Source organism: Arthrobacter sp. 05N33_2 (genome assembly GCF_056397425.1).
In genome coordinates, this window is sequence record NZ_JBFTNJ010000004.1 from 37,646 (window position 1) to 64,060 (window position 26,415).

Consider the following 26,415-nt stretch of genomic DNA (forward strand, 5'->3'; position numbering starts at 1 on the left):
GCGAGGCCACGTGAGCGATCTGAAGGTGTCGGTTGTTGTTCCGGCGCGCAATGCCGCAGCCTGGCTGGGCGAGTGCCTGGAGTCGATCCGCAGCCAACACCCGTACGAAATGATCGTGGTCGATGGCTGCTCGACGGATGACACTGTCGAAATCGCCCGCGACTGCGGGGCGACTGTCATCTCCGATGAAGGACGCGGCCTGCCTGCCGCACGGATGCTCGGCGCCCGCAGTGCCACCGGCGACGTTGTCGCCCTGATCGACGCCGACGTCGTCCTTCCGCCGAAGAGCCTGTCCCGGCTGCTGACCGAATTCGAGGCCGGCGGCTACGACGGCCTGCAATTCGGGCTGGCCAGCGAAGCCGACGGCCCCGGCTATTGGGGGGCTGCGCTGGCCTGGCACCACAACCACAGCCGGGTGCGCAAGTGGTTTGGCGTCAGCGCCACGCTGATGCGCCGCGACGTGCTGCTCGACGTCGGGTTCGACGACGACTTCCGCTCCGGGGAGGATGTGGAGCTGAGAATCCGGCTGGAGCAGGCCGGGTTCAAGCTCGGCGTCTCCGACTCCGTGGTGGTCAGGCACCGGTTTGACGACACGTTCGACTACGCCCGCGACCAATGGCTCCAGGACGGGGCCGGGATGGCCCGGACCGTCCGCAAGCACACGGGCCGCGCCGGCTGGCTCGTGATGCTGCCACTGCTGGCCACCGTGCGGGGGGTCGGCATGTCCCTGGTCCGGGCACCCCGCTTCCTGCCGTACTGGATGGGCTTCCTGCTCTACAACTACCGCGCCATGGCCGGCGAGCTCCTGCGGCCGGCCCACAAACCGATCTCGGTCGGCGGGAACGCGGCCTGGCTGGCCGCCGCGAGGATTGCCCCCATGGTGACGGGCTTCCTGTTCTGGGCACTCGCGGCCCTCGTGCTCCCGCCGGAGCAAATAGGCCTGGGGTCCGCGGTGGTCGCAGCCGCGCTCCTGACCGTGCAGCTGGGGATGCTCGGCGTCGGGCCTGCCACGCTGACGCTGCTGCCCGCGGAAACTGACGGCGGCCGGCGCCTCATCGCCACCGGCCTGCTTACCGTGGCAACCTGCTCCCTGCTGGGCGCTGGCCTGCTGGTTGCCGTCACCTCGTGGCTCGGCACAGGCGTGGGCGAGGCCTGGGCCGACCCCCTGGTCACCATTCTTTTCCTGGCCACGGCACTGCTCGCCGCCACCGCCTACCAGCTGGACCACGTGGGCGTAGCCCAGGAACGGGCCGACCGCACGCTGGTCAGAAGCCTCGCACAGTCCCTCGTGCAGCTCCTCTTCCTGGCCGCCGCGCTGGCCGCCGGGCTCCGTGACCTGGCGGTGATTGTGGGCGCCGTCGCCGCCGGCGCCCTGGCCAGTGTCCTCGTAGGGCTGCGCCAGCTCGCCCGTGCCCACGTGTCCCCGGACTGGAAGCACGGCTTCCGGCCTCGGCCGGCCCTCAATCTCCTGAAGCCGGGGCTTCCCAACCACGCCCTCACGCTCGCCGACCGCGCGCCCGGCTACCTGCTCCCGCTCATCGTTGCAGCTACCCTGGGCCCGGCGTCGACTGCCGCCTGGTATGTGGTCTGGATGATGGCCTCGGCAGTGTTCTTCGTGCCGCAGTCCGCCGGGTTTACCCTGCAAACGGCCCTCGCGGGTTCACGGGCGCGGCCGGGCCTCCTCGCCTCAGCGTTACGGGCCAGCTTTATGCTGACTCTCGTGGCCGGGCTGATACTGCTGCTGGCCGGCCCCCTGCTTCTGGGCTTCCTCGGACCGGATTACGCGTCCGCGTGGGTCCTCATTCCTGTACTCGTCCCGGCACTCCTCCTGAGTTGCGTGACCCAGGTCTACTACGGGCTGTGCCGGGCCCAAGGGCGGCTTTTCGAATCCACGATAGTCGCCACTCTGGCCGCCATCCTGGTCGTGGCACCCGCCGCGGCAGTGGCGCAGCAATATGGCCTCACCGGGGTCTCAGTCCTATGGGCCGTTGCCCAAGCGGCTGCTTGCCTGATGGCCACCTGGCGCCTGATCACCCTGACCCGGATGAAGCCCGCCTCCACCGCAGGCGAGATTCCTTCAGCGGCGCGCCACCAGCCGACCTGAATCGAGAAATGATGACACACGAAACGGCAACAAGCCTCCCTGTGGGCACCACCCACCGGCATGAGGCGCATGCGCACGTCGGCGGTGCTAAGCCGCCCACCCACCGCAACCTCGGACTCACGCCGTCGTGGCACATCGGTGCCCTGGCCGCGGCAGCCGCGGCCGCGCTCGCCCTCGGCGTGTGGAGCATGAACCAGGTCAATCCTTTTCAGATCGGCGGGGCCGGGCTGATTGATGCCCTCCCGCCGGCCTATTTCGTTGCGCTCGGGCTCAGCCTCGCCGGATTTGTTGCGTCGCTGAGCCTCCGCCGTCTGGTTCCGGCGCTTCTGACCTGGCAGCTCCTGGTCACAGTGGTTCTCCTCGACGGTGCTGACCCCATCATTCATGGCCTGCCCCGGCTCGAGGCCAGCTTCCGGCATCTGGGCATTGCGGACACCATTAGCCAATCGGGCCAGCTGGATCCGACCCTGGACGCCTACTTCAACTGGCCAGGATTCTTCAACGTGTTGGGAATGCTCTCCGGGGCGACGGGCGCCAAGGATCTTTTCGGGATCGCAACGTGGGCGCCGGTGGGCGTCAACATCCTCCTGCTCGCACCACTGCTGGCCCTGGCCCGGCGGTTGACGGCAAATCCGCGCCAGGCCTGGGCGGCTGTCTGGATCTTTTACGTGGCCAGCTGGATTGGACAGGACTACCTGTCACCACAGGCCTATTCGTTCCTCCTCCTGCTCACACTGATTGCCTGCCTGCTCAGCGTCTTCGGCGGTTGGGCCTGGCCCACGGAGCGCACCCGCTTCTCCCGGTGGCTTGCCCGCAGTGTCAGCAAACTGGACAGCTCGATCCCGCGGTATGGCGCCGCGGAACCGCACCGGGCGGACACGGCGATTCTCGTGGTGGTCTGCGCACTGATCTTGCTTGCCATGACGGCTTCTCACCAGCTCAGCCCCTTCGCCGCGATCCCCATCCTGGCCGCGCTCCTGCTGACCGGACGTCTCCGGCTGCGCTTCTTGCCGGTCCTGGCCGTGGTCCTGCCCGTCGGCTGGCTGCTCTTTGCGGCTTCCACATTCGTGGAGGGGCATTTCGGCCAGCTGCTCGGCTCGCTCGGTGACATCGGTGCGAACAGCCTCGGCGCGCTGAGCAGCAGGGTCTCAGGCAGCGACGCCCACATGTTCGTGGTTTACACGCGCATGGCCGAGGTTGCGCTGGTCTGGGTGCTCGCCGTTGCCGGCGCCATAGTGGGCTACCGGCGGAAGGCACCGTGGCTGGCGGCCGCGGCCGCGGCGCTGGCGCCGCTGGTCCTGATTCCCCTCCAGCCCTATGGCGGTGAACTGCTTCTGCGCCTGTATCTCTTCAGCCTTCCGTTCGCCGTCTGCCTGGCGGTGCTGCCACTGATGTCAGACAGTGCCGCGGGACTGAGCCTGCGCCGGGCCCTTGCGCTGCTGCTGATGGGCGCGGTGCTGGCTACAGCCACTGTCGTCTCCCGTTACGGAAATGACGGCATGGAAAGCTTCAACGACGACGAAATCGCCTTAGTGAACCACCTCTATGCGACAGCGCCCACCGGTTCCGTCCTCATTGAGGCAGTTCGCAACACCCCGTGGAGATACCAGCACTACGCGGACTACGACTACCGGGCGCTCGTTGCTGCCGAGCCCATTCCCAACGCCGCGCCGCTCAGTTGTGACGCGGCCAACCAGATCGCCCACAAAGCGGGCGCGTACCTCATCGTTACCGAAAGCCAGCAGGAGGCAGCCGAACTTCGCGGTTCGACTCCCACCGGCGACCTTCAACGTTTTACCGCCACATGCGCCACGAGTCCGGGCTGGACAAAGGTTTTTGAAAACGCAGGCGGCGTGATTTTTCACATCGAAGGAGTTAGCAATGGCAACTGAACGCAGCTACGTGAGCTATGCGACGGCAGCCGTCGCCGTAGCAGCCATACCGCTCTCGTTTGTCGGCCCCGAGGGCCTGCGCCTGGCGGTGATAGGCCTGCTGATGCTGGCCGGGCCTGGAACGGCGCTGGTGCTGCTCCTCCGCTTCGACCCCCCGCGCTCAGCCCAGGCAACTGGTGCGCTTCCCCTCAGCATCGCCATCGCAATCGCCTTCAGCCTCGCGATGTCCACCCTCGTGGCGACGGCGATGATCTACGCACGTCTCTGGTCACCGCCGGCGGCCGTATGCCTCCTGTCGGCCCTGACCCTCGTATTCCTGGGCATTGAGTTCAAGCGGCCAAAGCGTGCCCTGGTGCGTGCGAAATGATCATCTTCCTGACGGGGCTGGCCACGATGACGGCCCTCGTGAGCTGCGATGTGCTTCGCGTGTTGCAGCCGGACAAGGCACTCCCGCGCGCCGTGGTGATCACCACGGCAGCCCTGCTGGCCATAGTCGGCGTCGCGGTGGTCATGCAATTGGTGCATCTGGCGCAGCTGGCATGACAGAAACCGTCCGCCCGGTGCCGCGGCACCGGGCGGACACCAACAAGTCGAACCAATCACGGAAAGTATTTCAATGAGAAAACTTAGAACACTCAGCATGGTTGGGACGCTCGGAATGCTCGTAGCCGGTTCCCTTGTCTTCGGTTCCGCCCAGGCTGCCACCGCCGCAACCTGCAGCCCGGCACCGACAAACTCCTATCCGGGCACCGTCGTGCTCGCCACCAGTTTTGAAGCGGGCGGCTTTTGCGGCCTCGTCCCCAAAGTCTCCGGCACAGGCACCGCAACTATGTCCACTTCGCGGCCCCACACCGGGACGCATGCGGCCAAGCTGCACGTGACCACGGATTCGGGCTCGCTCGCAAACCTCTCATCCCCTTCGTTTTCCTCGGGGACCAAGACCTCGTACGCGGACGGCTGGTTCAATATCACTGTTGCCGGCGTTTCCGGCAATGACGTCCCGTACTTCCGTTTCTTCTCCGGTTCCACCCGTGTCGCGGACATCTACCGCTACAACAGCAACGGGCAGTTGTGGCTCAGGGTCACGTCACCGAGTGGCACCTTTGTCTACACGAAGCTGATCTCCAGCAGCATCTCTCTGAGCGCCTGGCACCATGTGTCCATGCGGGTGACCGCCAACGGCAATTCGTCAACAATCCAGGTATGGTTCGACGGCGTGCAGCGCTACAGCAGCTCGAGCGTCCAAATGCTCGGGAGCAGCCTGAGCAAAGTTCAGCTCGGAGCCGAGCACAACCGGCAAAAGGGCGACGAATACATCGATGACGTCGTCATCAAACGCTCCTAGCCCCTCAGATGGTCCGCGGGCGGCCCAGCCTCATTCAGGCGCCTTGGCCGCCCGCACGAAATCCCCGATCTTGGCCAAGTCCTTGATGCCGCGCGCCGACTCGACGCCGGAGGACACATCGACACCCCACGCCCCGGCCTCCGCCGCTGCCCGGGCGACGTTGACGGGATCGAGACCGCCGGCGAGCAGCCACTTGCGTCCGGTCAGGGCCTTGGCCCGGACCGAGCCGTAGTCCCAGGCCTCGCCTGAGCCTGGCACGGCGGCATCGATCAGGAGCAAATCCTCGTCCCAGTCGCTGAAGGCCTCCGGCGCGGCGGCCATGGTGACGGCCCTGATGAGTTTCATCCCGGCGTCGTGCACTGTCCGGACGTCGGCGGGTGAGCGGTCCCCGTGGAGCTGGACCCAGACCAGGCCCGCCTCACGTGCCACGGCGACGGCGTCGGCGGCCGGTTCGTGCCGGAACACCCCCACCGCGGGCACCCCGTCCGGGACATGGGCGAGGAGGTTCCTGACCTGTTCCGGCGTGACCTCCCGGGGGCTGCGGGTCAGGACGAAGCCGACGGCGTCCGCGCCGGAGCCTGCCGCGACGCGGACCGCATCCGGGGTGCTCAGGCCGCACACTTTGACAAACATTCGGGCTCCTTCTGGGCGCTTCCTGCCTCCGACGTTAGCAAGGCCGGGCCCCGGCCGCCGACTTTGCGTCGGCACGGGCGTGCGCAGCCCCGCCGGCGTCCCGGCGCGTCGGCGCGTCGGCGCGAGCGCCGTCCCCGGAAACGGGCCGATAGGCTGAGGCCATGGAGATCATCCGCTATGCCGAGCTCAAAGCCCACCCCTGGCGCAACGGCGGCGGGGTGACGCGTGAAGTGGCGCGCCATCCAAGGACCCCGTCCCTGCGGACCGCCCCGCAAGATACAGGGCAGGACAACGCTTGGGACTGGCGCGTCAGCATTGCCGAAGTCTCCAAGGCGGGCCCCTTCTCCGCGTACGCCGGGATGGACCGTGTACTGACAGTGATTGACGGCGACTTGCTGCTGCTGAGCGTGGACGGGGCCGAACATCCGCTGGAGAAGTACCGGCCGTTCCGGTTCTCCGGCGACGCGGACTCGGCGGGGGCACTGCCCACCGGCGACATCCGGGATCTGAACGTCATCACCCGCAACGGCGCCTTCAAGGGCTACACCTCGATCGTCGAGCTGTCCAAGAAGCGTGCCCATCCGGTGTTCGCAGGCCAACTCGGCATCCTCCTGCAGGGGCAGGGGACCGTCAGCCCCGGGACTGCCGGCAGCCTTTCCGTCGGGCCGGCCGCCGTCGCCGCCCCGGAGCCGGAGCGACTTGAGCTGAACCGTTACGACGCCGTCGTCGGCGCCGATACCGCGACACCGGAAATCGTGGGCCGCGGATTCCTGGCTGTCATCTCGATCGACCCTGCGGAACCCGGCACCGTATAGCGCTGTCCGCCTACACCCGGGCGCCGCCGACACGCACCGAGTCCCCGGACAGCCGCTGCGCGAGCCAGATCGGGACGATCGAGACCACGATCAGCACGACCGCCACGACATTGACCACGGGAGCCTGGTTCGGACGGAAGAGGTTCTGCAGGATCCAGATCGGCAGCGTGGTCTCGCCGGCCCCGATCGTGAACGTGGTAACGATGATCTCGTCGAAGCTCAGCGCGAAGGCCAGCAGGCCGCCGGCCAGCAGGGCGGAGCGGAGCTGCGGGAAGGTCACCAAGCCAAATGTGGTGAAAACACCGGCGCCGAGGTCGGCGGAGGCTTCCTCGAGGCCGGCGCTGGTGCGGCGGAGCCGAGCAATGGCGTTATTGAACACCGTCACCATGCAGAACGTGGCGTGGGCGATCACCACCGTCCACAGGCTCAGCGGGACGCCCAGGATCGTGGTGAACATGTTGTTCAGCGCGATGCCCGTGACAACCCCGGGCAACGCGATGGGCAGGATGACCAAGAGGTTGATGACGTCACGGCCGAAGAACTCATAGCGCTGCAATGAGATCGCCAGCAGCGTCCCCAGCACCAGCGAAATGATGGTCGATACGACTGCCACCCACAGGGAGGACACGACGGCCTCCCTGACGCCGGGCGAGTCAAAGGCCTTGCCCCACCATTCCAGCGTGAAGCCCTTGGGCGGCCAGCCGAAAGTCCGGTCTGCGTTGAACGAGTTCACCACCACCAGCAGCAGCGGTGTGTAGATGAACAAAAACACCAGCGCCGTGACAATGCCCAGGACCACCTTGGCGCTACGGGAAAGTCTCATGATGCTCCTCGCACTACAGGCTGTTCAGGGCGCCGGTGCGGCGGACGACGAAAAGGTAGAACATGATGATGGCGATCGGCACCAGCGATACCGCGGCGGCGAACGGCAGATTGTTGGCCGCTCCGACGTTGGCGTAAATCACGGTGCCCAGCATCTGGGTGGTCCCGCCGACGATCTGCGCAGTGATGTAGTCGCCCAGCGACAGGGAGAACGTGAAGATCGTGCCCGCGATGATGGAGGGGACCAGCAGCGGAAGCATGACCAGGCGCATGGTGGTGAGCGGCTTCGCGCCCAGGTCCCCGGAGGCCTCCAGCAGGGAGTCGGGCACCCGGTCAAAGCCCGCGTAGATCGGCAGGATCATGTACGGCAGCCAGATGTAGGACAGGGTCAGGATGACGGCGGTTTCGCCGTAGCCCGGCGAGGACAGGCCGATCGGGGTCCCCAGCCACTCCAGCAGCCCACCCTCGGACAGGACATTCCGCCAGGCGTAGGCCTTGACCAGGTAGCTTGCCCACAGCGGCATCAGCACGGCCACAACGAGCAGTTTCTCCCAGCGGGCGGGAGCGACCTTGGCGATGAAGAACGCGATGGGCAGTGCCAGGATCATGTCAATCACGGTGACCGCCACGGCGATCCACAATGTCCGCAGGGTGATCCGCTGATACACCGGATCGGTCAGGACCGTGACGATGTTTTCCGTGGTCCAGACCGTGGACACCTCCCCGGTGAAGGTATCCACGGTCCAGAACGCGGTGATGAGCAGTGCCGCCAAAGCGGCGATGTACACGAGCACCAGCCAGCCCGCCGGGGCGGTGAGCAGGGCCGCCAGCCTCAGCCGGGGCGAGCGGTGCAGCAACGCCGAAAAGGCGTTGGTTTTCGCCCGTGGCACGGCCCCGGCATCACCGGGCGCCCCGGGCGGCAGCTGTTGCGTATGAAGTGCCATCTCGCCTTAATCTCTGCCGGCCCCCGGGGCCGGCTCGTTCGTAAGGGTTTGGTGCGGCAGAGCCGGAATCAACCCTTGATTTCCGTCCAGGCCTTGGTCCATTCCGAATAGTCGGTGCACTTGACGTCCTTGCGGCCATCGAGGCACTCGGCCACCGGTGTGGTCCAGAACCAGATCCTGTCGGCGTAGGCCGCATCACCTGAATGGTACGTCTGGCAGTGGTTGGGATCCTTGGTCAGCTCGCAGGCTTTCGCGTTGGCCGGCGATTCGCCAAAGTACTCCGCCACCTGGGCGTTCGGCTTGGGGCTGGCGATGTAGTCGAGCCACTTGTAGGCGCAGTTCGGGTTCTTGGTCTTGGAGCCGATCATCCAGGTGTCCGACCAGCCGGTGGCGCCCTCGTCCGGGACCAGGGTTGCGACCTTGGCGCCGTCTGCCGTCGCGATGTTGGCCCCCACCTGCCAGGTGGTGCCAACCACGGTGCTCCCGGACGTAAACGCCTGGACCTCCTTGACGACGTCGCTCCAGTACTCGCCGATGTGCGTGCGCTGCTGCTTGAGCAGGTCGACGGCCGCGGCCAGCTGGTCCTTGTCGAGGGCATAGGGGTTCTTGATGCCGAGGTCCGGCTTATGGGCCATGAGGTACATGGCGGCATCGGCGATGTAGATGGGCGAGTCGTAGGCCGTGACCTTGCCTGTGTTCTTGGCGGCGTCGTCAAACACAGCGCTCCAGGAGGCGGGGGCCGGGGCGACCTTGTCCGTGGAGTACATCAGCAGGTTGGCGCCCCAGCCGTGGGGCATTCCGTAGTTGACGCCGTTGACGGTGTTCCAGGCTTTGTCCTTCAGGAACGGGTAGATGTCCGGGTAGTTCTTCAGCAGGCTCATGTTGACCGGTTGCACGTCCTGGCCGGCGATCAGGCGCAGCGACGCATCCCCGGAGGCCGAGATAACGTCGTACTGTCCCGTGCGCATGAGCGTCACGGCCTCGTCCGAGGTGCCGAACGGCTTGAAGCTGACCTTGCACTGGGTTTCCTGTTCGAACGGATGCACCCAGTCGACGGCCGGGTCGTTGCTGCCATCCTCGACGTAGCCGGGCCATCCGAGGATGGACACCTGGCCTTCACCGGTGCCGATCTCGGTTTTGACCGGCTGCGCCGACTGTGCAGAACCCGATCCGCCGCTGGTTCCGCAGGCCGACAGCGCGAGGGCTGCGGCCGCGACCACCCCGACTACGAGGGAGGCCTTAGTTCTTGGTGCCATGATCCGTACCTTTCGCTGTGGAGAAAACTCTGGACTGGAACGCTGCGCCGCGGCACGGACGGCAACCCCGCCCGGCATGGCCCGGCGTCAGGTAGTGCCGGGGACCGGAAGCCAAACGACGGCGTCGTCGTCCCAGCTGACCGTGACGGGCCCGTTCACCAGATCGGTGTCGCTGCCGGGCAGCTTTTCCGGAACGAGCGCGACGACGGCGGGTCCGCCGTCGAGCTGCACCCGCACCTGGGTGGCGTGCCCGACGTAAACGAACGACGTCACTGTCCCGGGCCGGGAGGTGGTGCCGGAACGGCGCTCCGGTTCGCCGGCCCAGGCGACGCGCAGCCGCTCGGGACGGATGCACAGCGGCTCCGGCCGGCCATAGATCGTCTGGGCCTGGCCGGCGTCGAATATGTTGGAGGTGCCGACGAAGTTGGCCACGAAGATGCCGCCCGGGCGCTCGTAGATTTCGTGCGCGGTGCCGATCTGTTCGATGCCGCCGTTGTTGAACACGCCGATCCTGTCGCTCATGGTCAGGGCCTCCTCCTGGTCGTGGGTGACGAAGATGAAGGTGATACCCAGCGAGCGCTGCAGTTCCTTGAGTTCGACCTGCATCTGCTGCCGGAGCTTGAGGTCCAGGGCACCGAGCGGCTCGTCCAGGAGGAGGACCTTGGGCTCGACCACCAGTGCCCGGGCCAGGGCAACGCGCTGCCGCTGGCCGCCGGAGAGCTGGGCGGGTTTGCGGCCGAGGAACTTCCCGAGCTGGACGCGGTCCAAGGCTTCCCTGGCCCGCTCCCGCCGCTGTTTCCCGGGCATGCCGCGCACCCGCAGCCCATAGGCGACGTTGTCCACGAGGGACATGTGCGGGAACAGCGCGTAGTCCTGAAATACGGTGTTGACGTCCCGCTGGAAGGGCGCCATGGCCGTGACGTCCTTGCCCTCGAGTTCGATACTCCCGGACGTCGGCAGCTCGAAGCCGGCGATCAGGCGCAGGACCGTCGTCTTGCCGGAGCCGGACGGGCCAAGCATGGAGAAGAATTCCCCGTGGCGGATGTCCAGGTCCACGCCATTTACCGCGACGGTGTCCCCGAAGACCTTGGTGAGCTTACGCAGACGGATCGCCGGAACCTCTTCCTTTCCGGTCGAGGTGCCGGCGGCCAGTGTTTCGGTCATGGGGTGCGCCTTACTCCGTTGCCGGATCGTCCACAGGAACCACGCAACCGAATGTGATCCAGTCCACACTGGGCTGCTGGGCCAAATGCTATTACTCCATAGGTTTTGTGTATAGACCCTCCGGCAAAGCCCGGATTAGGATGTCATCAGCCCGGGCGACGCGCGGCGGCACCGCGGAAGCCGCAGGGATGCACGGCCGGTGCGGGGCGGATACCGCCGGAGGGAAGGGAGGCCCGAATGGTGTTGTCGCCCACGGGCGCCTCCCGGAGCCTGGCGGCGGTGTTCACGCCGATCAAATCACGCGGGCTTGTGGATGAAGTGTGCGGCCGGATCGAACAGGCCGTGGAGACCGGGCTGCTCACCAGCGGCCAGCGGCTGCCGAACGAAACCGAGCTGGCCGCGGCCCTCGGAGTGTCCGCGGTAACGGCACGGGAGGCTCTCTCCCAGCTGCGCGCCTCGGGAATCATCCGGACCGCGCGCGGCCGCAGCGGCGGAAGCTTCATCGCCGACGACGTGCTGCCCTCCCGGGAACGGGCCCTGGCGCAACTGCATGAGCTGAGCCGGCTGCAGATCAGGGACCTCGCGCTGCATTACCAGGCGATCGCCGCGGCCTGCGCGGGCGTGGCGGCCCGCCGCTCCGACGCCGCCGACATCGCCACGCTGCGCTCATTCATCCCCGCAGCGGACGATGACTCCCTGAGCTGGCGTCTGGCCCTCTCGGAGTTCCTGCTGGAAGTCGCGGCCATTGCCCGCTCGGCCCGGCTTGCCCGGGAGCTCATCCGGCTGCAGGCAGATCTCGGCACCCTCACGCTGCTGCCCTGCGCCGACACCGGCTACCGCGGACGCACCGCCGTGATCCTCGGGGACGTGGCGGCCGCCATCGAGACCCACGACCCCGGGGCCGCCGAAACGGGGGTCAAGGCCCTCATCTCCGCCACCACCGACTGGCTGCTGACCGAGCAGGCCAAGAGCTATTGACCGCACCCGCATCCCGGAGCCACGATCGTGGCCATCTTTGACCGCAAATGTCCGGCACCTTCGAGCTAAGGCAGCACCGATGTCCGAAACCACCTCCACCGCAGGCCCCACCGCAGCGTCCATGGCAGCGCCGGCCGAACCCGGCGCTGTTGAGAAGGCGGCCCAGCTGGCCGCAGCCGAACTCGACGCCACCATCGCCGGCATCGAGCACTGCCTGACGGAGTGGGCCGCTGACACCGGGGCCGCCCTGGCCGCCATGTCCGGCAAAGTCACCGGCACGGCCGTGGACAAGCTCATCCGTCCGGTGGTCGAGGAACTGGTGCAGCTGCCCGGCGGCTACGCGGCCGGAGCGGGGTTCATCGCCAACGCCGGGTTGCTCGGGCCCGGGCGCAGCTACATCGCCTGGTGGCAGGGCCCGGATCTGGAGCACGTCGACGCGCTGGCCAACTTCAGTCCCAACTCCATCAGCCGCTACGTCAAGGCCGAGTGGTTCCGGATCCCCGTGGAAACAGGACGGGCCCACGTCACCGGGCCCTACGTGGATTTCCTCTGCACCGACGAGTACGTCCTGACCTTCACGCACCCGGTGTTTACCCGCCCGGACGGCCCGGTCGCGGGAATCGTGGGCATCGACGTGACAGTTCAGCGCCTGGAACGCGGAGCCATGGCGGCGCTGCGGCGGATCGGCGGCCGGGCCACCCTGGCCAATGCCGACGGCCGGGCCATCGTGTCGGCGGCATACGATATCGACGCCGGCGACCTTACCGCGCCGAACGAGCCGTGCGCGCAGTACCCCGTGGGGCGCACGTTCACTCTTTGCAGCGACGCCGTCGGGCTCTGATGCCGATTTGCTAGACTTGGAGGCCAAGGCCCCTCTTCCAGGCCTCCGGACGACGGTTCAGTACCCGGCACGCGACAAGACTGGCCACAGGAGCTGTCATGTCGTGGCTAATACTCATTCTTTCCGGGGCGCTGGAGGCCGTTTGGGCCGCCGCCCTGCACCGGACCGCCCAGGCCAGGGGCCGCCGCCGGCTGGTCCCGGCCCTCGTTTTCCTCGTTTCCGTCCTCGCCAGCACCGGCGGGCTCGCCGTCGCCATGCAGTCCATCCCTACCGGAACGGCCTACGCCGTGTGGGTGGGGGTCGGCGTCGTCCTGACGTCCGGCTACGCGATGGCCGCCAAGGTTGAGCGCCCGACGGCGGCACGGATCCTGCTTCTTGGCGGGATTGCCGCGAGCGTCGCCGGCCTGAAGCTGGTGGCGTGACCATGATGAAACCAGCTGCAATGTCATGGGTGATTCTGCTCGCTTCCGCTGTGCTGGAGGCGGTCTGGGCCACGGCACTGGGCCTGTCCGACGGGTTCTCCCGCCCGTTGCCGACCCTCGTGTTCGCCGTGACGGCCACCCTCAGCATGGTGGGGCTCGGCTTGGCCGTGAAGCGCATTCCGCTCGGCACCGCCTACGCCATCTGGGTGGGGATCGGCGCTGCACTGACGGTCGGCTGGGCGATGGCCACCGGCGTCGAACCGGCCAGTCCGCTCAAGCTGCTGTTCATCGCCGGAATCGTCGGCTGCGCGGCGGGCCTGAAGCTCCTCCCGCCAACGGCGGACTCAGAGGAACCGGCACAAGGCGCTGTCCGGCCGGCCTCCCCTGCGGAAATTCCCCACGTTTAGGGCAGTACGACGGCGTGTCCCCGGCGGCGCGCCGTCGTGCCGGCCGCGCAAGGGTCAAAGGTGGGGAGAATCGTCTGCCCGGCCGATAGCAGGGCCGGAATAGCCGCGCGCATCCCGGGGTTCTTGGCAGGGACGGAAGTCCTACGGAACTATTCAGTGCGCGAATGGAGACCAAGATGACGGCAGCAACAGTCCGGCTCGGCGACGGCCTGATGGTCAGTCCCCTGGGGTTCGGCGGTATGGCCCTGACCCCTGTCTACGGCGAGGTGGACCCGGCCGAGGCCCTGCGGACCCTGCATCACGCGGTGGACGCCGGCGTCAGCTTCATCGACACGGCGGACATTTACGGCGGCGGCAGCAACGAGGAGCTGATCGCGCGGCTGCTCAAGGAACGCCGCGGCGAAGTCCAGCTGGCCACCAAGTTCGGCCTCGTGGGCACACCGTCGGCCGGCTACACGGACATCCGCGGCGACGCCGCCTACGTGCGGCAGGCCGTGGACCGCAGCCTGCAACGGCTGGGCACCGACACCATTGACCTGTACTACCTGCACCGCCGTGACCTCCGCGTTCCGATAGTGGAAACCGTGGAGGCCATGGCGGGGCTGGTACAGGCCGGCAAGGTGCGGCATCTGGGCCTGTCAGAGGTGACGGCCGAGGAGCTGCGCGAGGCCAGCCGCATCCACCCGATCGCCGCGGTCCAGAGCGAATGGTCCATCTGGAGCCGCGACGTGGAACGCAACGTGGTGCCTGCCGCCGCCGAACTCGGGGTGGGATTTGTGCCGTATTCGCCGCTGGGCCGGGGATTCCTCACCGGCACCGTGGACGCCTCGACGCTGGGCAGCAACGACTTCCGCCGCAACATCCCGCGTTTCGCGGCGGACGCTGCCAGCGCCAACAAGGGCGTGGTGGCGGCCGTGCAGGCGGTCGCTGCGGAACTGAGCGTTGCCGGGCAGGCTGCAACTCCTGCCCAGGTGGCGCTGGCCTGGCTGCTTGCGCGGGGCCGCCAGCTGGGACTGCCCGTGGTCCCCATTCCCGGCACCCGCAAGGCGGACCGGATCGACGAAAACCTGGGCGCCCTGGCCCTCGACTTCACCGCAGCGCAACTGAGGACGCTCGGGTCCGCCGCGGACGCCGTCGTCGGTTCCCGCGCCGCGGACCCCAACTGGGTGTCCCAGGGCCGTGAATAGCGGCTCCGTAGACTGATGCCCATGGACTCGCTCATTCACTCTTTACGTGACATCACCATCCGCCGGATTTCGGTCGGCGAGATGGACAACAATGTTTACCTGCTCACGGCCAAGGCCTCCGGCGCGCAGCTCCTGATCGATGCGGCCGATGATCTGGCCGCCATCCAGGGGCTGCTCGCGGACGCCGCCGCGGATACTTCCGCGACGCCGAAGCTGGCGCTGGTTGCCACCACCCACCAGCACTGGGACCATGTCCGGGCGCTGCCGTCCCTGGTGGAAGCCACCGGTGTGAAAACGGCGGCCGGGACAGAGGATGCCCCGGAGCTGCCGGTGCCGGTGGATGTACTGCTGGATCACGGGGGCGTCGGCAACTTCGACGGCTTCGATGTGACGGCTGTACATCTGCGCGGCCACACACCGGGTTCGATCGCCCTTGTGTACCAGGACCCCGAAGGCCCGGCCCACATCTTTTCCGGCGACTCGCTGTTCCCCGGCGGGGTAGGCAACACACAGAAGGATCCGGCGCGCTTTGCCCAGCTGATCACCGATGTGAGCGAGCGGCTGTTCGACGTGTATCCGGATGACACCGTGGTGCACCCGGGACACGGCCAGCCCACCACCCTCGGCGCGGAACGGCCACACCTGGAAGAGTGGCGCGCCCGCGGCTGGTAGCTTCAGCTTTTCGCGGCGTTTTTGGACAACCGCTGCGCTTTCGGACGGCCGCAAGGCCGGAGCCGACGCGCGGCGGGGGCCCGAGCCGCGGGCCGGACGTCCTTCACCGGAACGGCCGTTGCCGCCGCCGGCGTAGGATCCGCCCGAGGTGCCACCGGTGTTGGAGGACCAGACAGCCGCGCTGCCTCCAGATTTGCTGCCGGCGGACTTGGCGCCGGCAGCTGCACGCTGGCCGGTTGCCGGGCGTCCGCTGCGCTGGCCGCCGGTCGAAGCGCCGGTGCGGGGAGCGCCACCTGTGCGGGGAGCTCCGCTGCGGGGAGCCGAAGCGCCCCGGGCGTCGCCGCGTCCGTCTGCGGCGCGACCGTCCGAACCGCGGCCGGCTGCGGCACGGCCGCCGGCGGCCGGAACATCGTTGTGGTGCGCATAGGCGGTGGTGCGGCCGCGGCCACGCGCATTCCGGCGTTCGGCGCGCTCGGCATCTGCGCGGTCCTGGTTCTGTTCGGCGACACGGTCGGCGGCGTTGCGGGCAGCAGCTTTGCCTTCGTAGGCGACGGCGCGGCGCTCGGCGCGCGGCAGGTCGGTCCGCGGTGCCTCGGCGGACACCCGTCCGCGTCCGCCACGGCCACCACGGCCACCCGCGGTGGGTGCAGCCTGGGTGGTGCGGCGGGCGCGCTTGCGCTCGGCGTTGGCACCGGTGGAGGTGCCGCCGCCGTGCTGGGCGGCTTTGGCTGCCAGCAGGGCGGCACGGGTGCGGGGATCGATCTTGTCGGCCATTTCGCCGACCAGTTCAGCAACCAGCGGGGAGTTGGCGGTGACGCGCTCGAAGTTGACCTCGACACCGGCGGCCTTCATCAGCTTCTTGACGTCGGACTGCTGCTCGGGCAGGGTCAGCGTGACCACGGTGCCGTCGGAACCGGCGCGGGCCGTACGGCCTGAGCGGTGCAGGTACGCCTTGTGCTCCGTGGGCGGATCCACGTGGATGACCAGTTCGACGTCGTCGACGTGGACGCCGCGGGCCGCGACGTCGGTGGCCACCAGGACGCGGACATCGCCGGAGGAGAACTCGGCCAGGTTGCGGTCACGGGCGTTCTGCGAGAGGTTGCCGTGCAGATCGACGGCGGGGATGCCGGCGTCGGTCAGGGTCTTGGCCAGCTTGCGGGCGTGGTGCTTGGTGCGCATGAAGAGCACGCGGCGGCCGGCCCCGGAGGCGAGCTCGACGATCAGCTGCTTCTTGACGGTCTGGTCGTTGACCACCAGCACGTGGTGTTCCATGGTGGTCACCGCGGCCTGCGGGTCGTCCACGGAGTGGGTCAGCGGGTTGGACAGGTAGCGCTGGACGATCTTGTCCACGCCGTTGTCCAGGGTGGCGGAGAACAGCAGGCGCTGGCCCTGGGTGGGGGTCATGTCCATGAGCTTCTTGACCACCGGGAGGAAGCCAAGGTCGGCCATGTGGTCGGCCTCGTCCAGGACGGTGATCTCGACTGCTTCGAGGGTCAGGATGCGCTGGCGGATCAGGTCCTCCAGGCGGCCCGGGCAGGCGATGACGATGTCGACGCCGGCGCGCAGGGCCTTTTCCTGGCGGGCCTGGGAGATGCCGCCGTAGATCACGGTGGTGGTCAGGCCCATGGCCTTGGCCATCGGCTCGATGGTCGCGTTGATCTGCGTGGCCAGTTCGCGGGTGGGAGCCAGGACCAGGCCCATCGGGCGGCCGGGCTTGCGGAAGTGCTTGGCTTCGCGCTCTGCGAGTCGTGCCACCAGCGGGATGGCGAATGCGATGGTCTTGCCGGAGCCGGTGCGGCCGCGGCCCAGGACGTCGCGTCCGGACAGGGTGTCGGGAAGGGTCTTGACCTGGATCGGGAAGGGCTCCACGATCCCCTGTGCGGTCAGGGTGTCGGCAAGTGCTTTGGGCGTGCCGAGGGCAGCAAATGTAGTCATGTGTTTCAAAGTCTTTCAGGCGGTATCCGTGCGGATATCGGCCCCCGATGCCGGTTGGCTCAAGGGTTCGCCGAAGAAAAGTCAGGTGATCAACCGGGCTGTTGCCAAACTTCAGCAAGCGGCCGCCGGGACCAAATGGAACGCGTTCATCGACGCAGGATGTGCCTCTCACATGAAAAAATCCCACTGCCTGCGTGCGGATTCCCGAAGGAATCCGGCAGGGATCCGGCTGATGGACCGAAGCCGGTCAACCAAATCAAAAGTGGGCATCACTGCACATCAAGTTCCACTAGCCTACCACCCGGCAGGCCCGGGTCCCGTATCCGTGACGGCCGGCCCGGCCCCTAGCCCGCCATGCTGGGGGCTTGGAACAGCGGAATGTGGGACAACTGGGCGGATGCATGAGCGGATGTGTTGACGGCCGCCCGTGACGGCGTTTTGGCCGGTCCCCGGTCGGCTGGCCGCAGGATCACGAGCGCCTCGGCGTCGATGAGGCGGCGGGTCCCCGTCCGGGCATCGAGGATCCAGAACAGGTCCACGCCTGTGACGGTCTGGGTCACCGGGCCCCGGTGGAAGAGCTTCCCGTTGTGCCACGCCTCAATCTCGTCCCCCACGTTCAACTCGGCCGAGCTGCGGATCTGCCGTGCTTCGTCAACGTCCATGGTCATGGCCCTTCCCCAGCGTTCAATGTCTTGTGCCCAGCATTCATGACGCAGGTTTCAGATTGGTTTCCGGAGCGTGATTTCCACGTGTCCGTCCGCCTGCGCGGCGCCCGGACGGAAGCCCGGACGGCGTATTGACCGCCCTTACGTCCGGGAGGACCATGGTGGGCGGGAAGGGCCGCACGAGGGGCGGCCCGTGAGGGGAGTCGGACGCAATGCCGGGAATAGTCTCCGCTGGCCTGTTTCGGGTCATCCAGCTGGCGTTGTTTCCCTTGAGTGCGGCCGGCTACATCACGTCCGTCCCCGGGATGCTCGCCTACAGCCGGCGCACCGGCACGTCGGCCACGCTGCTCGCATCCCTCTACACGCGCTGGATGCAGCACCGCCTGGGGACACGGCCGGATGTCCCCGCGGCCCGGCTCATGGCCGTTCTGCCGAACGTGTCCGCGACTGGCATCCAGATGGAGACCGCCCCCACGCTCGCCGCCCACCTGATCACGGGCTATGTGCCCAGGCTCTACCGCTATCCGTACCCGGGGCCGGCACCGATGCGCCACCAGCCGACAGCACGGACCAGCCTCTATGACGCGGCCGTTCAACGGCATCGCGGGGGCATCGACCAGCTCGTGATCCTCGGGGCGGGATTCGACACCCGGGCGTTCCGGCTGGCGCCCGGGGACCGCGTGCGTTGCTTTGAACTCGACCTGCCCCGGACCCAGGCTTTCAAACTCGCGATGCTCGAAAAAGCGGGCCTCTCCACGCGCCTGGCCACGTACGTACCCGCCGATTTCGAGACCGAGGACTGGATGGAGAAGCTGCTCGCAGCCGGTTTCGACCCGAACCGGCCCGCACTGTTCCTCTGGGAAGCGGTGACCATGTATCTGGACCGCGCCTCCGTCGAGGCGACGCTGCGCAGGATCGCCGGCACCGCCCCGGGCAGCATCGTGGCCTTCGACTACTTTTCCAGGGAAACGATCACCTCGGGATCGCCCTACATGCGGTATGCGCGGGCTGCCGCGAGATTCGTCGGCGAGCCCCTGACCTTTGGGATCGACAACACTCCCCCGGCCAGGAAGAGCGCCGCGGACTTTGTTGGGTGCTTCGGACTGGTCCTTGAGGAGCACAGGAATTTCGGCAGGGAGACCCGACGGCGGTCCGCGCCGGGAGGGTTCGTCACCGCCGTCGTGCCTGAAAACAAACAGCGAAACCCGGCGAACCGCCATGATGAGGGGAAACCATGACAAAACGCAGCCACAGCCACGAGCATGTCGCCGCCGAACACGCGGCGGTCGAGGATGCGGCGCCCGGTTCCGCAGCCCGGATGTGGGATGAAAAGTACAGCAGCCGGTCCAGGATGTGGAGCGGGGAGCCGAATCCGCAACTCGTCGCCGAGGTGGCGGACCTTCCTGCCGGCGAGGCCCTGGACCTGGGGTGCGGCGAGGGCGCGGACGCGATATGGCTCGCTGCCCGCGGTTGGAGCGTGACGGGCCTGGACGTTTCCGCCGTCGCCCTGGAGCGTGCGGCCGCCCACGCCCGGGAACGGGGCCAGGACGCCACCATCGAGTGGGTGCAGCAGGATCTTGCCACATGGGTCCCGGACCGGTTGTTCGACCTCGTCACGGCCCAGTTCCTGCATTCCACCCAGATGCCGTGGCAGCAGGCGTTGCAGCTCGCCGCGGCCGCGGTGCGGACCGGCGGAACGCTGCTGATCGTCGGCCATCACCCCGACGGGCTGCCTCCGTGGGGCGCGCACCATACTCCGGAGAAGTTCTTCACGGCCGAGGACCTTGCCCGGGAACTCCGGATCGAGGAGCCGATGTGGCGTGCCGAGGTCCTGGACAGCCGGCGTCGCAGCGCCGTCGGGCCCGACGGCGAGGCAGTGTCCCTTACGGATGCCGTGCTGCGGGCCACGCGCCTGGCCGCCCAGTAGACGGCCCAACGGCCTGTCGGGCCATTGTCTGGATGGCCTGCGGGGCCGCTGCCTCAGGCGGCCCCGGGATGTCCAGGACCGCATGTGATGCAGCTCACTCCGATTCGACCGTGAGGATTTCCGTTCGCGGCCCGTCTTATCTATGACGGCGCCACAGAGCGTCTTCCTCAACCGATCAGGAGTGATTGCCTTGACCACCCAAACGCAGACCACCCAGACGCACACCCCGGCAGACGTCCAGGGACAAGCCGGCCCGGCAACCGAAGCGAAGGCCCCCGCAGCGAAGGCGCCCGCCGCGAAGTCCCCCACGCTGGGCGCGCCCGCACCGGCCCCAGGCATCGACGGCCGCGGTGCGACCACTGTCGCAGACGGCGTTGTGGCAAAGATCGCCGGCATCGCGATCCAGGAAATCGAAGGAGTGCACGCCCTCGGCGGCGGAGCAGCCCGTGCGCTGGGAACCCTGCGTGAAAGGGTCGGCCAAAAGGACCTCACCCAGGGCGTCAGCGTGGAAGTCGGACAAACGCAGGTAGCGGTCGACATCACCCTGGTGGTCGAGTACCCGCACCCGCTCCAGCTTGTCGCGGACAAGGCCCGCGACGCTGTCTATACGGCCATCGAGGACCTCGTCGGCATGGAGGTGACGGAAGTGAACATCACCATCACGGACATCCATGTGCCCTCCGATGACGAGGACACCGAGGACGCACGGACCGAGCCGAGGGTGGCTTGAGCCCCACGCTGGCCGGCCTGGCCATCGGAGCCGTCCTGGCCGCAGCGTCCCTGGCGTTTGGATTCTGGGGTTTCCTGCTCACCGCGCTCTTCATGGGGGCAGGGGCCGTGCTGGGCCGCGCGGCCGAGGGGCGGCTGGATCTTGGCGGAGTGCTGGACGCCCTGCGCGGCAAGCGCTCCTCCTCGTGATGCGGGCGGGGCACACCCGGATCACCCAGGCAGCCCTCAGGCACACCATCGAGACGATCGCGGCCCACGCCTTCAGCGTTCCGAGATCCGACGTCGCCGCGGTGCTGGATGACGATTCGGGCCGGCTCGCCGCGAGAGTCTCCGTGAAGCTGGCGCTCCCGCCGCTCCTCGGCCCGCGCCGGGGGCCCGACGGCGGCACCGTCTTCGACCGCTCCCGGGCGGCCCGGACAGCCATCATTGCCCGCGGCCTGGACCTCACCGGCCGGACGCTCAGCAGCGTAGATATCCGGCTCAGCGGGGCCGCACAGCACTCCGGCACTGCCAGGGTCGACGCGCCATCCGGAGCGCCACGCCGGAACCACAAGGACCGGAACCACATGGAAAGGAAAATCGCATGAGCCAGGATCGAGCCATTCGGCGCCTCGTTCGCAGGGAGACCCACTCTTCCCGGGCCACGGCGTCCATCCTGACCGCTAGCGTCCTTGCCGCCGTCTTCCTCTGGCTTGCCCTCGAGACCGTCCTGGCCCTCCTCCAGGAGAGCCCGCTCCTTGGCAGCCCCGACCGGCTGGGCCGATGGCTCACCGGCGTGCCGGCCACCACGCTCCCGGCCGGGTTGGTGGCCGCCGGCGCCGGCCTGGCGGTTCTCGGTCTGGCGCTGCTCGCAGCCGCAACCATGCCCGGCCGCCGGTCCCGGCACGCCGTGCACAGCGGCCGGAGCGCCGTGGTGGTCGATGGCGAGGTGATCGCCTCGGCAGTATCCCGGCGGGCGCGCCTCACCGCGGGGCTGGCACCCGGGCAGATCATCACCACGGTGGGCAAGCGGGCTGTACGCGTCCAGATCCGTCCGACGTCGGGCGTTTCCGTGGACCGGGACGCGATCAGCGCCGCGGTCGACGACGAGCTGGCCGGGTACTCCCTTGGCCGCCGGATCGCACCGACAATCCACATCATGAGGGAAGGGGCGCTGGGGCAATGAGTCGGACCAACAGGGCATTGAATCGGATCCTGCTGGCCCTGGCCGGGCTCGTGCTGCTCGCGGCCGGCGCTGCAACGGCTGCCGCCGGGATCCTGCCGGACGTTGCGGCCGCATGGGCGGCCACAGGATCCTCCCTCCTGGACCAGGCCGGAACACTCCTCGCCTCGGCACCGCTCCCGGGCCCCGCCCGCAGCTGGTGGGCCATGGCCGGGCTCGCCGCGCTGGCCACGGCCGCCGGGCTCAGTATCGCCTGGATCGCATCGCAGGGTGGCGGCCGGACACCTCGCGTGGGCCGGGAATCTGACGGCGGCCGCGGCACCACCGTCGTCGAAACCGGGTTTGTCTCGGCGGCCGTCAAACAGGCCCTCGCCGGCAACCGCCTGGTACTCGGCACCTCGGTATCGGCATGGGACAACAGAGGCACAACGGGACTCCGGCTGCGGCTCCAGGCGCGGCAGGGCGCATCTCCAAGGGAGATCGCGGACACCGCCGACGTCCTGGTCCAGGGGATCGACACATTGCTCGGCCATCCGCTCCCGGTTCTGGTCCGAATCACCAGCGGCACCAAAACCTGGGCGGCCGCACCGGATCGCGCCCGCTAGCCGGCCGGAAGATGTACCGCAACACCGCACCACGCCGTAATGACAGCAGAGGAAACATCATGGGAATCGACGACAAAGTCAACTACACAGTCATCCACCACATCGGTGCGGCCAAAGAAGGCGTCGGCAGCATGACAGGCGACCAGGGCCTCAAGCGGGAAGGCCAGCACGAGCAGGCCCAGGCAAAACTGCAGGAGGCCGGCGACCGGGTCAAGGACGCCGCGGCCGATATCGGAGAGAACATCAAGGACGCCGCGCGGAAGCTCAAGGAAGGCTTCAGCAAGGAGTAGCCCGCACCCCGATATGCCCGCGATGAAAGCAGAGATAAGCGCGTGACTGGTTCACCTTCGGCGCCGCATCAACTGGACCTCGTACCGGACGCCCTGCTGGTGGGTCGGGCCACCGACGGCGACACCGCCGCTTTCGAGGCGCTGGCCCGACGGCATGGCCCCGTTATGCGGGCCTGCGCCCGCCGCCTGACCGGCTCCCTCGCCGATGCCGACGACGTAGTGCAGGAATCGCTGATGCAGGCCTGGAAGCAGCTCGACACCCTGCGCGATGGGGACGCCGTGAAGGGCTGGCTGCTGCGTATTACCGGCAGCCGCAGCATCGACCACCTGCGCCGGCGAAGAAACCATTCGGACCTCGGCGATCTCCACCACGGGCTGGAGGCTGGTGCGGGCACCGCTCACAGGGACCACCCCGAACACGCCGCCCTGAGCGGTTCCCGGATGGACGCGCTCAAGACCGCGCTGGCCGCCCTGCCCGAGGAACAACGCCGCTGCTGGGTGCTGAAGGCGTTCAATGACCAGAGCTATGAGGAAATTGCGCAAACCTTGAACATCAGCACTGCCAGCGTCCGCGGCCGCCTTTCCCGGGCACGCATCACTCTGGCCCGCGAAATGGAGGACTGGCGATGAGCACCCCTGGCGAGACTCTCGGCTGCGGGCACAACCTGGCAGACCTGAGCGAATACCTGGACACCGGACGGATCGGCGATCCCGGCCACCTTGAGGACTGTCCCGAATGCCAGTCCGGGCTGGCCTCGCTGCGCAGGCTCGCGGCCCTCGGCAATGAACTGCTCGACGCCGACACCGCTGCGGCCGGCAGCGGCAGCGACGACTGGATGAAGACCATTCTGGACAACCTGCACCTGGAACTGCGGCCGGGCAGGAACATTCCCCTGCGCGCCGACACACCCGGCGACCTCCTCACCGAGACAGAGGGCGCCATATCGGCGCTGATCCGCTCTGTTGCGGATTCCCTGCCCGGCACCGCTGCCGGAAAATGCCGCCTGTACGGGGACGTCACCGAGCCGGGGGCCCCCATCACCATCGGCGTCGACCTCGCCGTCGTCTACGGGCATCCCTTGGAACAGCGCGCCACCGCGCTTCGCTGGAAGTTGGCCACGACCCTGGCCCTGCAGACAGAACTGAACATCACGGCGATAGATGTCACGATCACCGACGTTTTGGAGCCCGGCAATCCAGACCCAGAGGAGACGCCATGACCCAGCCCTTGCCTCCCGGGCACGGCACGCCTGCGGCACTGCCCGACGGCGCGCTGCCGGCCGAGCTGCCCGACGCTGCGCTGCCGGCCGAACTGCCCGACGCCGCGCTGCCGGCCCAGCTGCGGGCGGTCATCGAGGCCGTTCACGGCGTGACGGCGGTGTATCCGGCGCGACCGCTCTGGCAAACGATCGCGGGCGCGGCCCGGTCGGCCGTGACCGGAGAAGCGCCGCCGGCTGTTGACGTCATCGATTCCGGTGCCGGCGCGACACCTTCGACTGTGAGGACGCGCATCGGCGTGAGCGGGGCGTACCCGGCCCCGGAGGTGGCCCGGGCCGTGGCCGCGGCGGTGCGGCGGCACTTCAGCCCGCACCCTGTGAATGTCCACGTTGGCATCGTCCAGATCGGCATCGACCAGGTTTCAGAAGCCCCGCCGCGCAAAATATGACAAAAGACAGCGGACGACAACTGAAGCTAAGATGATCGACAGCTGTCGAAGCCGCCCACGGGCGGGTGATCTGCGCCAATGCGATTCGGAGCCCCGCAGCGGGCGGGCGTGCCGGCGTCGCAATTTTCCCTAGGGCCCGGCGAAAGATGAGGGTCCCGGACCGGCTCCCGCGCCTTCCGGGAGCTTCGTCACGCCGGGAGCGCGGCGGCACTCCACCGACCAGACGGTCCACCTACGCGGACCGACGTGACAACAGGGACCACGAAATACCGGCCCTAACCTTGATCTACCCGCCAAAACTGTTACCTCCGTCACACTCTGACGGATCCGTGCGGCCCGCACTGTGGAACCCCCGCCGGCGACCGCCTGTGACAAGGAAGAAGCCTCATGTCTGAACGCATCACCACGGCCGCTCCGGCCACTGCAGAATCTGACATTGCCCAAACTGGAACTGCCGCCTCCGCCAACGGTGACTCCGGGAACCGCGAACCGCACCTCGCCCGGGCCCTCGGCAACCGCCACATCCAGCTGCTCGCCATCGGCGGCGCGATTGGCACCGGCCTGTTCATGGGGTCCGGGAAGACCATCTCGCTCGCCGGCCCCTCCGTCATCTTCGTCTACATGATTATCGGCTTCATGCTGTTCTTCGTGATGCGTGCCATGGGCGAGATCCTGCTCTCCAACCTGAACTACAAGTCCTTCAGCGACTTCGCCGGTGACCTCCTGGGGCCGTGGGCCGGCTTCTTCACCGGATGGTCCTACTGGTTCTTCTGGGTGGTCACCGGGGTGGCGGACATCGTCGCCATTTCCGGCTACGTGGACAAGCTCGCTCCCGGCACGCCCCTGTGGATCCCCGCGCTGCTCACGCCCGTGGTCTTGATCCTCCTGAACCTCCCCACCGTGAAGGCGTTCGGTGAAGCGGAGTTCTGGTTTGCCATCATCAAGGTGGTCGCCATCGTGGCCCTGATCGTCACCGGCGCGGTCATGATCGCCACCCACTTCACGTCCCCGAACGGCGCAGAAGCCAACCTCGCCAACATGTGGAACGACGGCGGCATGTTCCCGCACGGCATGTTCGGCTTCGTCCTCGGCTTCCAGATCGCCATCTTCGCTTTCGCCGGAATCGAACTGGTGGGCACCGCCGCCGCCGAAACCAAGGACCCGGAGAAGAACCTGCCGCGCGCCATCAACTCCATCCCGGTCCGCGTCCTCCTCTTCTACGTGGGCGCCCTGGTGGTCATCATGGCCGTCAATCCGTGGCGCACCATCGACCCCGCCAGCAGCCCGTTCATCGGCATGTTCACCCTCGCCGGGCTGGGGATCGCCGCGGTGGTCATCAACCTTGTGGTCCTGACCTCCGCCGCCTCCAGCGCCAACTCCGGAATCTACTCAACCTCCCGGATGGTCTACGGCCTCGCCCAGGACGGGAACGCGCCCAAAGCGTTCGGAAAGCTCAGCGTCCGCAAAGTACCGCAGAACGCGCTGCTGTTCTCCTGCATCTTCCTGCTGGCCGGCCTGGTCCTGCTCTATTCCGGCGACTCCGTGATCGGCGCGTTCACGGTGGTCACGTCCGTGGCGTCCGTGCTGACCATGTTTGTGTGGTCCATGATCCTGGTCAGCTACATCGTCTTCCGCCGCCGCCGGCCGGCCCTGCACGAGGCTTCGTCCTTCAAGATGCCCGGCTCCGCCTTCATGCCGTACGTCGTGCTCGCGTTCTTCGTGTTCATGCTGGTGGCCCTGGGGCAGGCCGACGACACCCGGCTGGCACTCTTCGTGGCGCCCGTGTGGTTCCTGCTGCTGGGCGCGGCCTGGCACTTCAACCGCAAGTCCCCGCTGCAGCAGGCCCGGATTGTGGAATGGAAGGCCGTCCGCTCGCACGAGGAAGCCCGCGCGGCTGCCTGATCCCCGCGCGGAAACAAGGGAGCGCTGAAACAAAGGAGCGCTGAAACAAAGG

General features: G+C 67.7%; 30 protein-coding genes, 1 pseudogene and 1 riboswitch. Of the genes and pseudogenes, 24 read left to right on the plus strand and 7 right to left on the minus strand.

All coding sequences use genetic code 11. The features are described 5' to 3' along the window. Positions 1-10 precede the first annotated feature (10 nt). The 5 genes from AC1DHX_RS04540 (at position 11) to AC1DHX_RS04560 (ending at position 5,341) form a co-directional block, all read left to right on the plus strand. On the plus strand, positions 11-2,104 hold the full coding sequence (locus AC1DHX_RS04540; RefSeq protein ID WP_476856991.1) for a glycosyltransferase: 2,094 nt from the start codon (positions 11-13) through the stop codon (positions 2,102-2,104). An 8-nt stretch (positions 2,105-2,112) separates the two neighbouring features. Continuing rightward, positions 2,113-3,996, plus strand: a complete 1,884-nt coding sequence (locus AC1DHX_RS04545; protein WP_476860208.1) for a hypothetical protein — start codon at positions 2,113-2,115, stop codon at positions 3,994-3,996. Then, positions 3,986-4,363 carry a hypothetical protein gene (locus AC1DHX_RS04550; protein ID WP_230009974.1) on the plus strand — a complete coding sequence of 126 codons (378 nt, stop codon included), beginning with the start codon at positions 3,986-3,988 and terminating at the stop codon, positions 4,361-4,363. Before AC1DHX_RS04545 ends, AC1DHX_RS04550 begins: the two co-directional genes overlap by 11 nt. Beyond that, complete coding sequence (locus tag AC1DHX_RS04555) at positions 4,360-4,539, plus strand: hypothetical protein (RefSeq protein WP_026538140.1); 180 nt, start codon at positions 4,360-4,362, stop codon at positions 4,537-4,539. Before AC1DHX_RS04550 ends, AC1DHX_RS04555 begins: the two co-directional genes overlap by 4 nt. 97 nt (positions 4,540-4,636) lie before the next feature. Next, positions 4,637-5,341, plus strand: coding sequence for a hypothetical protein (locus AC1DHX_RS04560; protein ID WP_476871820.1), 705 nt, complete (start codon positions 4,637-4,639; stop codon positions 5,339-5,341). A gap of 30 nt (positions 5,342-5,371) precedes the next feature. On the opposite strand, the gene AC1DHX_RS04565 is transcribed toward AC1DHX_RS04560, so the two are convergent. Beyond that, positions 5,372-5,974, minus strand: a complete 603-nt coding sequence (locus tag AC1DHX_RS04565) for a phosphoribosylanthranilate isomerase (protein ID WP_476856994.1) — start codon at positions 5,972-5,974, stop codon at positions 5,372-5,374. Between the two features lie 161 nt (positions 5,975-6,135). On the opposite strand from AC1DHX_RS04565, the gene AC1DHX_RS04570 reads away from it, so the two are divergent. After that, positions 6,136-6,789 (plus strand): HutD/Ves family protein, encoded by a 654-nt coding sequence (locus AC1DHX_RS04570; protein WP_476856995.1) that lies wholly within the window; start codon positions 6,136-6,138, stop codon positions 6,787-6,789. A 10-nt stretch (positions 6,790-6,799) separates the two neighbouring features. Here the strand turns inward: AC1DHX_RS04570 and AC1DHX_RS04575 are convergent, their stop codons facing one another. From AC1DHX_RS04575 to AC1DHX_RS04590, 4 genes are all read right to left on the minus strand, one after another. Beyond that, a complete protein-coding gene (locus tag AC1DHX_RS04575) occupies positions 6,800-7,612 on the minus strand; it encodes an ABC transporter permease (RefSeq protein WP_476849794.1) in 813 nt (270 codons plus the stop codon). A 13-nt stretch (positions 7,613-7,625) separates the two neighbouring features. Beyond that, positions 7,626-8,555 carry an ABC transporter permease gene (locus AC1DHX_RS04580; RefSeq protein ID WP_223917155.1) on the minus strand — a complete coding sequence of 310 codons (930 nt, stop codon included), beginning with the start codon at positions 8,553-8,555 and terminating at the stop codon, positions 7,626-7,628. 68 nt (positions 8,556-8,623) lie between these two features. Continuing rightward, complete coding sequence (locus AC1DHX_RS04585) at positions 8,624-9,811, minus strand: ABC transporter substrate-binding protein (protein WP_230009677.1); 1,188 nt, start codon at positions 9,809-9,811, stop codon at positions 8,624-8,626. Between the two features lie 87 nt (positions 9,812-9,898). Continuing rightward, on the minus strand, positions 9,899-10,975 hold the full coding sequence (locus AC1DHX_RS04590; RefSeq protein ID WP_223917157.1) for an ABC transporter ATP-binding protein: 1,077 nt from the start codon (positions 10,973-10,975) through the stop codon (positions 9,899-9,901). Between the two features lie 237 nt (positions 10,976-11,212). On the opposite strand from AC1DHX_RS04590, the gene AC1DHX_RS04595 reads away from it, so the two are divergent. From AC1DHX_RS04595 to AC1DHX_RS04620, 6 genes are all read left to right on the plus strand, one after another. Further along, positions 11,213-11,953, plus strand: coding sequence for a FadR/GntR family transcriptional regulator (locus AC1DHX_RS04595; RefSeq protein ID WP_230009582.1), 741 nt, complete (start codon positions 11,213-11,215; stop codon positions 11,951-11,953). Positions 11,954-12,032: 79 nt separating this feature from the next. Next, a complete protein-coding gene (locus AC1DHX_RS04600) occupies positions 12,033-12,794 on the plus strand; it encodes a cache domain-containing protein (protein ID WP_476860209.1) in 762 nt (253 codons plus the stop codon). 22 nt (positions 12,795-12,816) lie between these two features. After that, positions 12,817-12,883: riboswitch (guanidine-III (ykkC-III) riboswitch) on the plus strand. A gap of 9 nt (positions 12,884-12,892) precedes the next feature. After that, positions 12,893-13,216, plus strand: a complete 324-nt coding sequence (locus AC1DHX_RS04605; RefSeq protein WP_476860210.1) for a DMT family transporter — start codon at positions 12,893-12,895, stop codon at positions 13,214-13,216. A 20-nt stretch (positions 13,217-13,236) separates the two neighbouring features. Next, positions 13,237-13,623 carry a DMT family transporter gene (locus tag AC1DHX_RS04610; RefSeq protein ID WP_476849797.1) on the plus strand — a complete coding sequence of 129 codons (387 nt, stop codon included), beginning with the start codon at positions 13,237-13,239 and terminating at the stop codon, positions 13,621-13,623. A gap of 176 nt (positions 13,624-13,799) precedes the next feature. After that, positions 13,800-14,810, plus strand: coding sequence for an aldo/keto reductase (locus tag AC1DHX_RS04615; RefSeq protein ID WP_476860211.1), 1,011 nt, complete (start codon positions 13,800-13,802; stop codon positions 14,808-14,810). A 21-nt stretch (positions 14,811-14,831) separates the two neighbouring features. Continuing rightward, complete coding sequence (locus AC1DHX_RS04620; protein WP_476860212.1) at positions 14,832-15,482, plus strand: MBL fold metallo-hydrolase; 651 nt, start codon at positions 14,832-14,834, stop codon at positions 15,480-15,482. Between the two features lie 54 nt (positions 15,483-15,536). Here the strand turns inward: AC1DHX_RS04620 and AC1DHX_RS04625 are convergent. Both AC1DHX_RS04625 and AC1DHX_RS04630 read right to left on the minus strand, forming a co-directional pair. Further along, positions 15,537-17,417 (minus strand): annotated as a pseudogene (locus AC1DHX_RS04625) (DEAD/DEAH box helicase); the annotation flags it as partial. 344 nt (positions 17,418-17,761) lie between these two features. Beyond that, the gene (locus tag AC1DHX_RS04630; RefSeq protein WP_476860213.1) at positions 17,762-18,085 is read right to left on the minus strand and encodes a hypothetical protein; all 324 of its coding nucleotides are present in this window, start codon (positions 18,083-18,085) and stop codon (positions 17,762-17,764) included. Between the two features lie 209 nt (positions 18,086-18,294). Between AC1DHX_RS04630 and AC1DHX_RS04635 the strand changes: the two genes are divergently transcribed. From AC1DHX_RS04635 to cycA, 12 genes are all read left to right on the plus strand, one after another. Further along, complete coding sequence (locus tag AC1DHX_RS04635) at positions 18,295-19,320, plus strand: class I SAM-dependent methyltransferase (protein ID WP_476860214.1); 1,026 nt, start codon at positions 18,295-18,297, stop codon at positions 19,318-19,320. Further along, the gene (locus AC1DHX_RS04640; protein WP_476860215.1) at positions 19,317-20,009 is read left to right on the plus strand and encodes an SAM-dependent methyltransferase; all 693 of its coding nucleotides are present in this window, start codon (positions 19,317-19,319) and stop codon (positions 20,007-20,009) included. The genes AC1DHX_RS04635 and AC1DHX_RS04640 overlap by 4 nt, the downstream gene beginning before the upstream one ends. A gap of 310 nt (positions 20,010-20,319) precedes the next feature. Next, positions 20,320-20,739 (plus strand): Asp23/Gls24 family envelope stress response protein, encoded by a 420-nt coding sequence (locus AC1DHX_RS04645; protein ID WP_476860238.1) that lies wholly within the window; start codon positions 20,320-20,322, stop codon positions 20,737-20,739. Next, complete coding sequence (locus AC1DHX_RS04650) at positions 20,736-20,927, plus strand: hypothetical protein (protein ID WP_223917174.1); 192 nt, start codon at positions 20,736-20,738, stop codon at positions 20,925-20,927. The genes AC1DHX_RS04645 and AC1DHX_RS04650 overlap by 4 nt, the downstream gene beginning before the upstream one ends. Then, positions 20,927-21,325: a hypothetical protein gene (locus tag AC1DHX_RS04655; RefSeq protein ID WP_476860239.1), complete on the plus strand. Its 399-nt coding sequence runs from the start codon at positions 20,927-20,929 to the stop codon at positions 21,323-21,325. Before AC1DHX_RS04650 ends, AC1DHX_RS04655 begins: the two co-directional genes overlap by 1 nt. Next, positions 21,322-21,903, plus strand: a complete 582-nt coding sequence (locus AC1DHX_RS04660; RefSeq protein ID WP_476860216.1) for a hypothetical protein — start codon at positions 21,322-21,324, stop codon at positions 21,901-21,903. Before AC1DHX_RS04655 ends, AC1DHX_RS04660 begins: the two co-directional genes overlap by 4 nt. Beyond that, the gene (locus AC1DHX_RS04665; protein WP_476857005.1) at positions 21,900-22,505 is read left to right on the plus strand and encodes a hypothetical protein; all 606 of its coding nucleotides are present in this window, start codon (positions 21,900-21,902) and stop codon (positions 22,503-22,505) included. The genes AC1DHX_RS04660 and AC1DHX_RS04665 overlap by 4 nt, the downstream gene beginning before the upstream one ends. Positions 22,506-22,564: 59 nt before the next feature. Further along, complete coding sequence (locus AC1DHX_RS04670; protein ID WP_476849806.1) at positions 22,565-22,795, plus strand: CsbD family protein; 231 nt, start codon at positions 22,565-22,567, stop codon at positions 22,793-22,795. Positions 22,796-22,837: 42 nt separating this feature from the next. Further along, positions 22,838-23,425, plus strand: a complete 588-nt coding sequence (locus AC1DHX_RS04675; RefSeq protein ID WP_476849807.1) for an RNA polymerase sigma factor — start codon at positions 22,838-22,840, stop codon at positions 23,423-23,425. Beyond that, positions 23,422-24,015: an Asp23/Gls24 family envelope stress response protein gene (locus tag AC1DHX_RS04680; RefSeq protein ID WP_476849808.1), complete on the plus strand. Its 594-nt coding sequence runs from the start codon at positions 23,422-23,424 to the stop codon at positions 24,013-24,015. Before AC1DHX_RS04675 ends, AC1DHX_RS04680 begins: the two co-directional genes overlap by 4 nt. Further along, on the plus strand, positions 24,012-24,461 hold the full coding sequence (locus tag AC1DHX_RS04685) for a hypothetical protein (RefSeq protein WP_476860217.1): 450 nt from the start codon (positions 24,012-24,014) through the stop codon (positions 24,459-24,461). The genes AC1DHX_RS04680 and AC1DHX_RS04685 overlap by 4 nt, the downstream gene beginning before the upstream one ends. A gap of 387 nt (positions 24,462-24,848) precedes the next feature. Then, a complete protein-coding gene (cycA, locus tag AC1DHX_RS04690) occupies positions 24,849-26,363 on the plus strand; it encodes a D-serine/D-alanine/glycine transporter (RefSeq protein ID WP_476860218.1) in 1,515 nt (504 codons plus the stop codon). The last annotated feature ends 52 nt before the right edge of the window (positions 26,364-26,415 follow it).

Coding starts and splice junctions, on each gene's coding strand:
- AC1DHX_RS04685 (WP_476860217.1), top strand. CDS start 24,012: ATGACCCAGCCCTTGCCTCCCGGGCACGGCACGCCTGCGGCACTGCCC.
- AC1DHX_RS04545 (WP_476860208.1), top strand. CDS start 2,113: ATGATGACACACGAAACGGCAACAAGCCTCCCTGTGGGCACCACCCAC.
- AC1DHX_RS04585 (WP_230009677.1), bottom strand. CDS start 9,811: ATGGCACCAAGAACTAAGGCCTCCCTCGTAGTCGGGGTGGTCGCGGCC.
- AC1DHX_RS04680 (WP_476849808.1), top strand. CDS start 23,422: ATGAGCACCCCTGGCGAGACTCTCGGCTGCGGGCACAACCTGGCAGAC.
- AC1DHX_RS04565 (WP_476856994.1), bottom strand. CDS start 5,974: ATGTTTGTCAAAGTGTGCGGCCTGAGCACCCCGGATGCGGTCCGCGTC.
- AC1DHX_RS04550 (WP_230009974.1), top strand. CDS start 3,986: ATGGCAACTGAACGCAGCTACGTGAGCTATGCGACGGCAGCCGTCGCC.
- cycA (WP_476860218.1), top strand. CDS start 24,849: ATGTCTGAACGCATCACCACGGCCGCTCCGGCCACTGCAGAATCTGAC.
- AC1DHX_RS04660 (WP_476860216.1), top strand. CDS start 21,322: ATGAGCCAGGATCGAGCCATTCGGCGCCTCGTTCGCAGGGAGACCCAC.
- AC1DHX_RS04600 (WP_476860209.1), top strand. CDS start 12,033: ATGTCCGAAACCACCTCCACCGCAGGCCCCACCGCAGCGTCCATGGCA.
- AC1DHX_RS04630 (WP_476860213.1), bottom strand. CDS start 18,085: ATGACCATGGACGTTGACGAAGCACGGCAGATCCGCAGCTCGGCCGAG.
- AC1DHX_RS04655 (WP_476860239.1), top strand. CDS start 20,927: ATGCGGGCGGGGCACACCCGGATCACCCAGGCAGCCCTCAGGCACACC.
- AC1DHX_RS04670 (WP_476849806.1), top strand. CDS start 22,565: ATGGGAATCGACGACAAAGTCAACTACACAGTCATCCACCACATCGGT.
- AC1DHX_RS04665 (WP_476857005.1), top strand. CDS start 21,900: ATGAGTCGGACCAACAGGGCATTGAATCGGATCCTGCTGGCCCTGGCC.
- AC1DHX_RS04580 (WP_223917155.1), bottom strand. CDS start 8,555: ATGGCACTTCATACGCAACAGCTGCCGCCCGGGGCGCCCGGTGATGCC.
- AC1DHX_RS04635 (WP_476860214.1), top strand. CDS start 18,295: ATGCCGGGAATAGTCTCCGCTGGCCTGTTTCGGGTCATCCAGCTGGCG.
- AC1DHX_RS04595 (WP_230009582.1), top strand. CDS start 11,213: ATGGTGTTGTCGCCCACGGGCGCCTCCCGGAGCCTGGCGGCGGTGTTC.
- AC1DHX_RS04555 (WP_026538140.1), top strand. CDS start 4,360: ATGATCATCTTCCTGACGGGGCTGGCCACGATGACGGCCCTCGTGAGC.
- AC1DHX_RS04620 (WP_476860212.1), top strand. CDS start 14,832: ATGGACTCGCTCATTCACTCTTTACGTGACATCACCATCCGCCGGATT.
- AC1DHX_RS04615 (WP_476860211.1), top strand. CDS start 13,800: ATGACGGCAGCAACAGTCCGGCTCGGCGACGGCCTGATGGTCAGTCCC.
- AC1DHX_RS04570 (WP_476856995.1), top strand. CDS start 6,136: ATGGAGATCATCCGCTATGCCGAGCTCAAAGCCCACCCCTGGCGCAAC.
- AC1DHX_RS04575 (WP_476849794.1), bottom strand. CDS start 7,612: ATGAGACTTTCCCGTAGCGCCAAGGTGGTCCTGGGCATTGTCACGGCG.
- AC1DHX_RS04560 (WP_476871820.1), top strand. CDS start 4,637: ATGGTTGGGACGCTCGGAATGCTCGTAGCCGGTTCCCTTGTCTTCGGT.
- AC1DHX_RS04610 (WP_476849797.1), top strand. CDS start 13,237: ATGTCATGGGTGATTCTGCTCGCTTCCGCTGTGCTGGAGGCGGTCTGG.
- AC1DHX_RS04640 (WP_476860215.1), top strand. CDS start 19,317: ATGACAAAACGCAGCCACAGCCACGAGCATGTCGCCGCCGAACACGCG.
- AC1DHX_RS04605 (WP_476860210.1), top strand. CDS start 12,893: ATGTCGTGGCTAATACTCATTCTTTCCGGGGCGCTGGAGGCCGTTTGG.
- AC1DHX_RS04590 (WP_223917157.1), bottom strand. CDS start 10,975: ATGACCGAAACACTGGCCGCCGGCACCTCGACCGGAAAGGAAGAGGTT.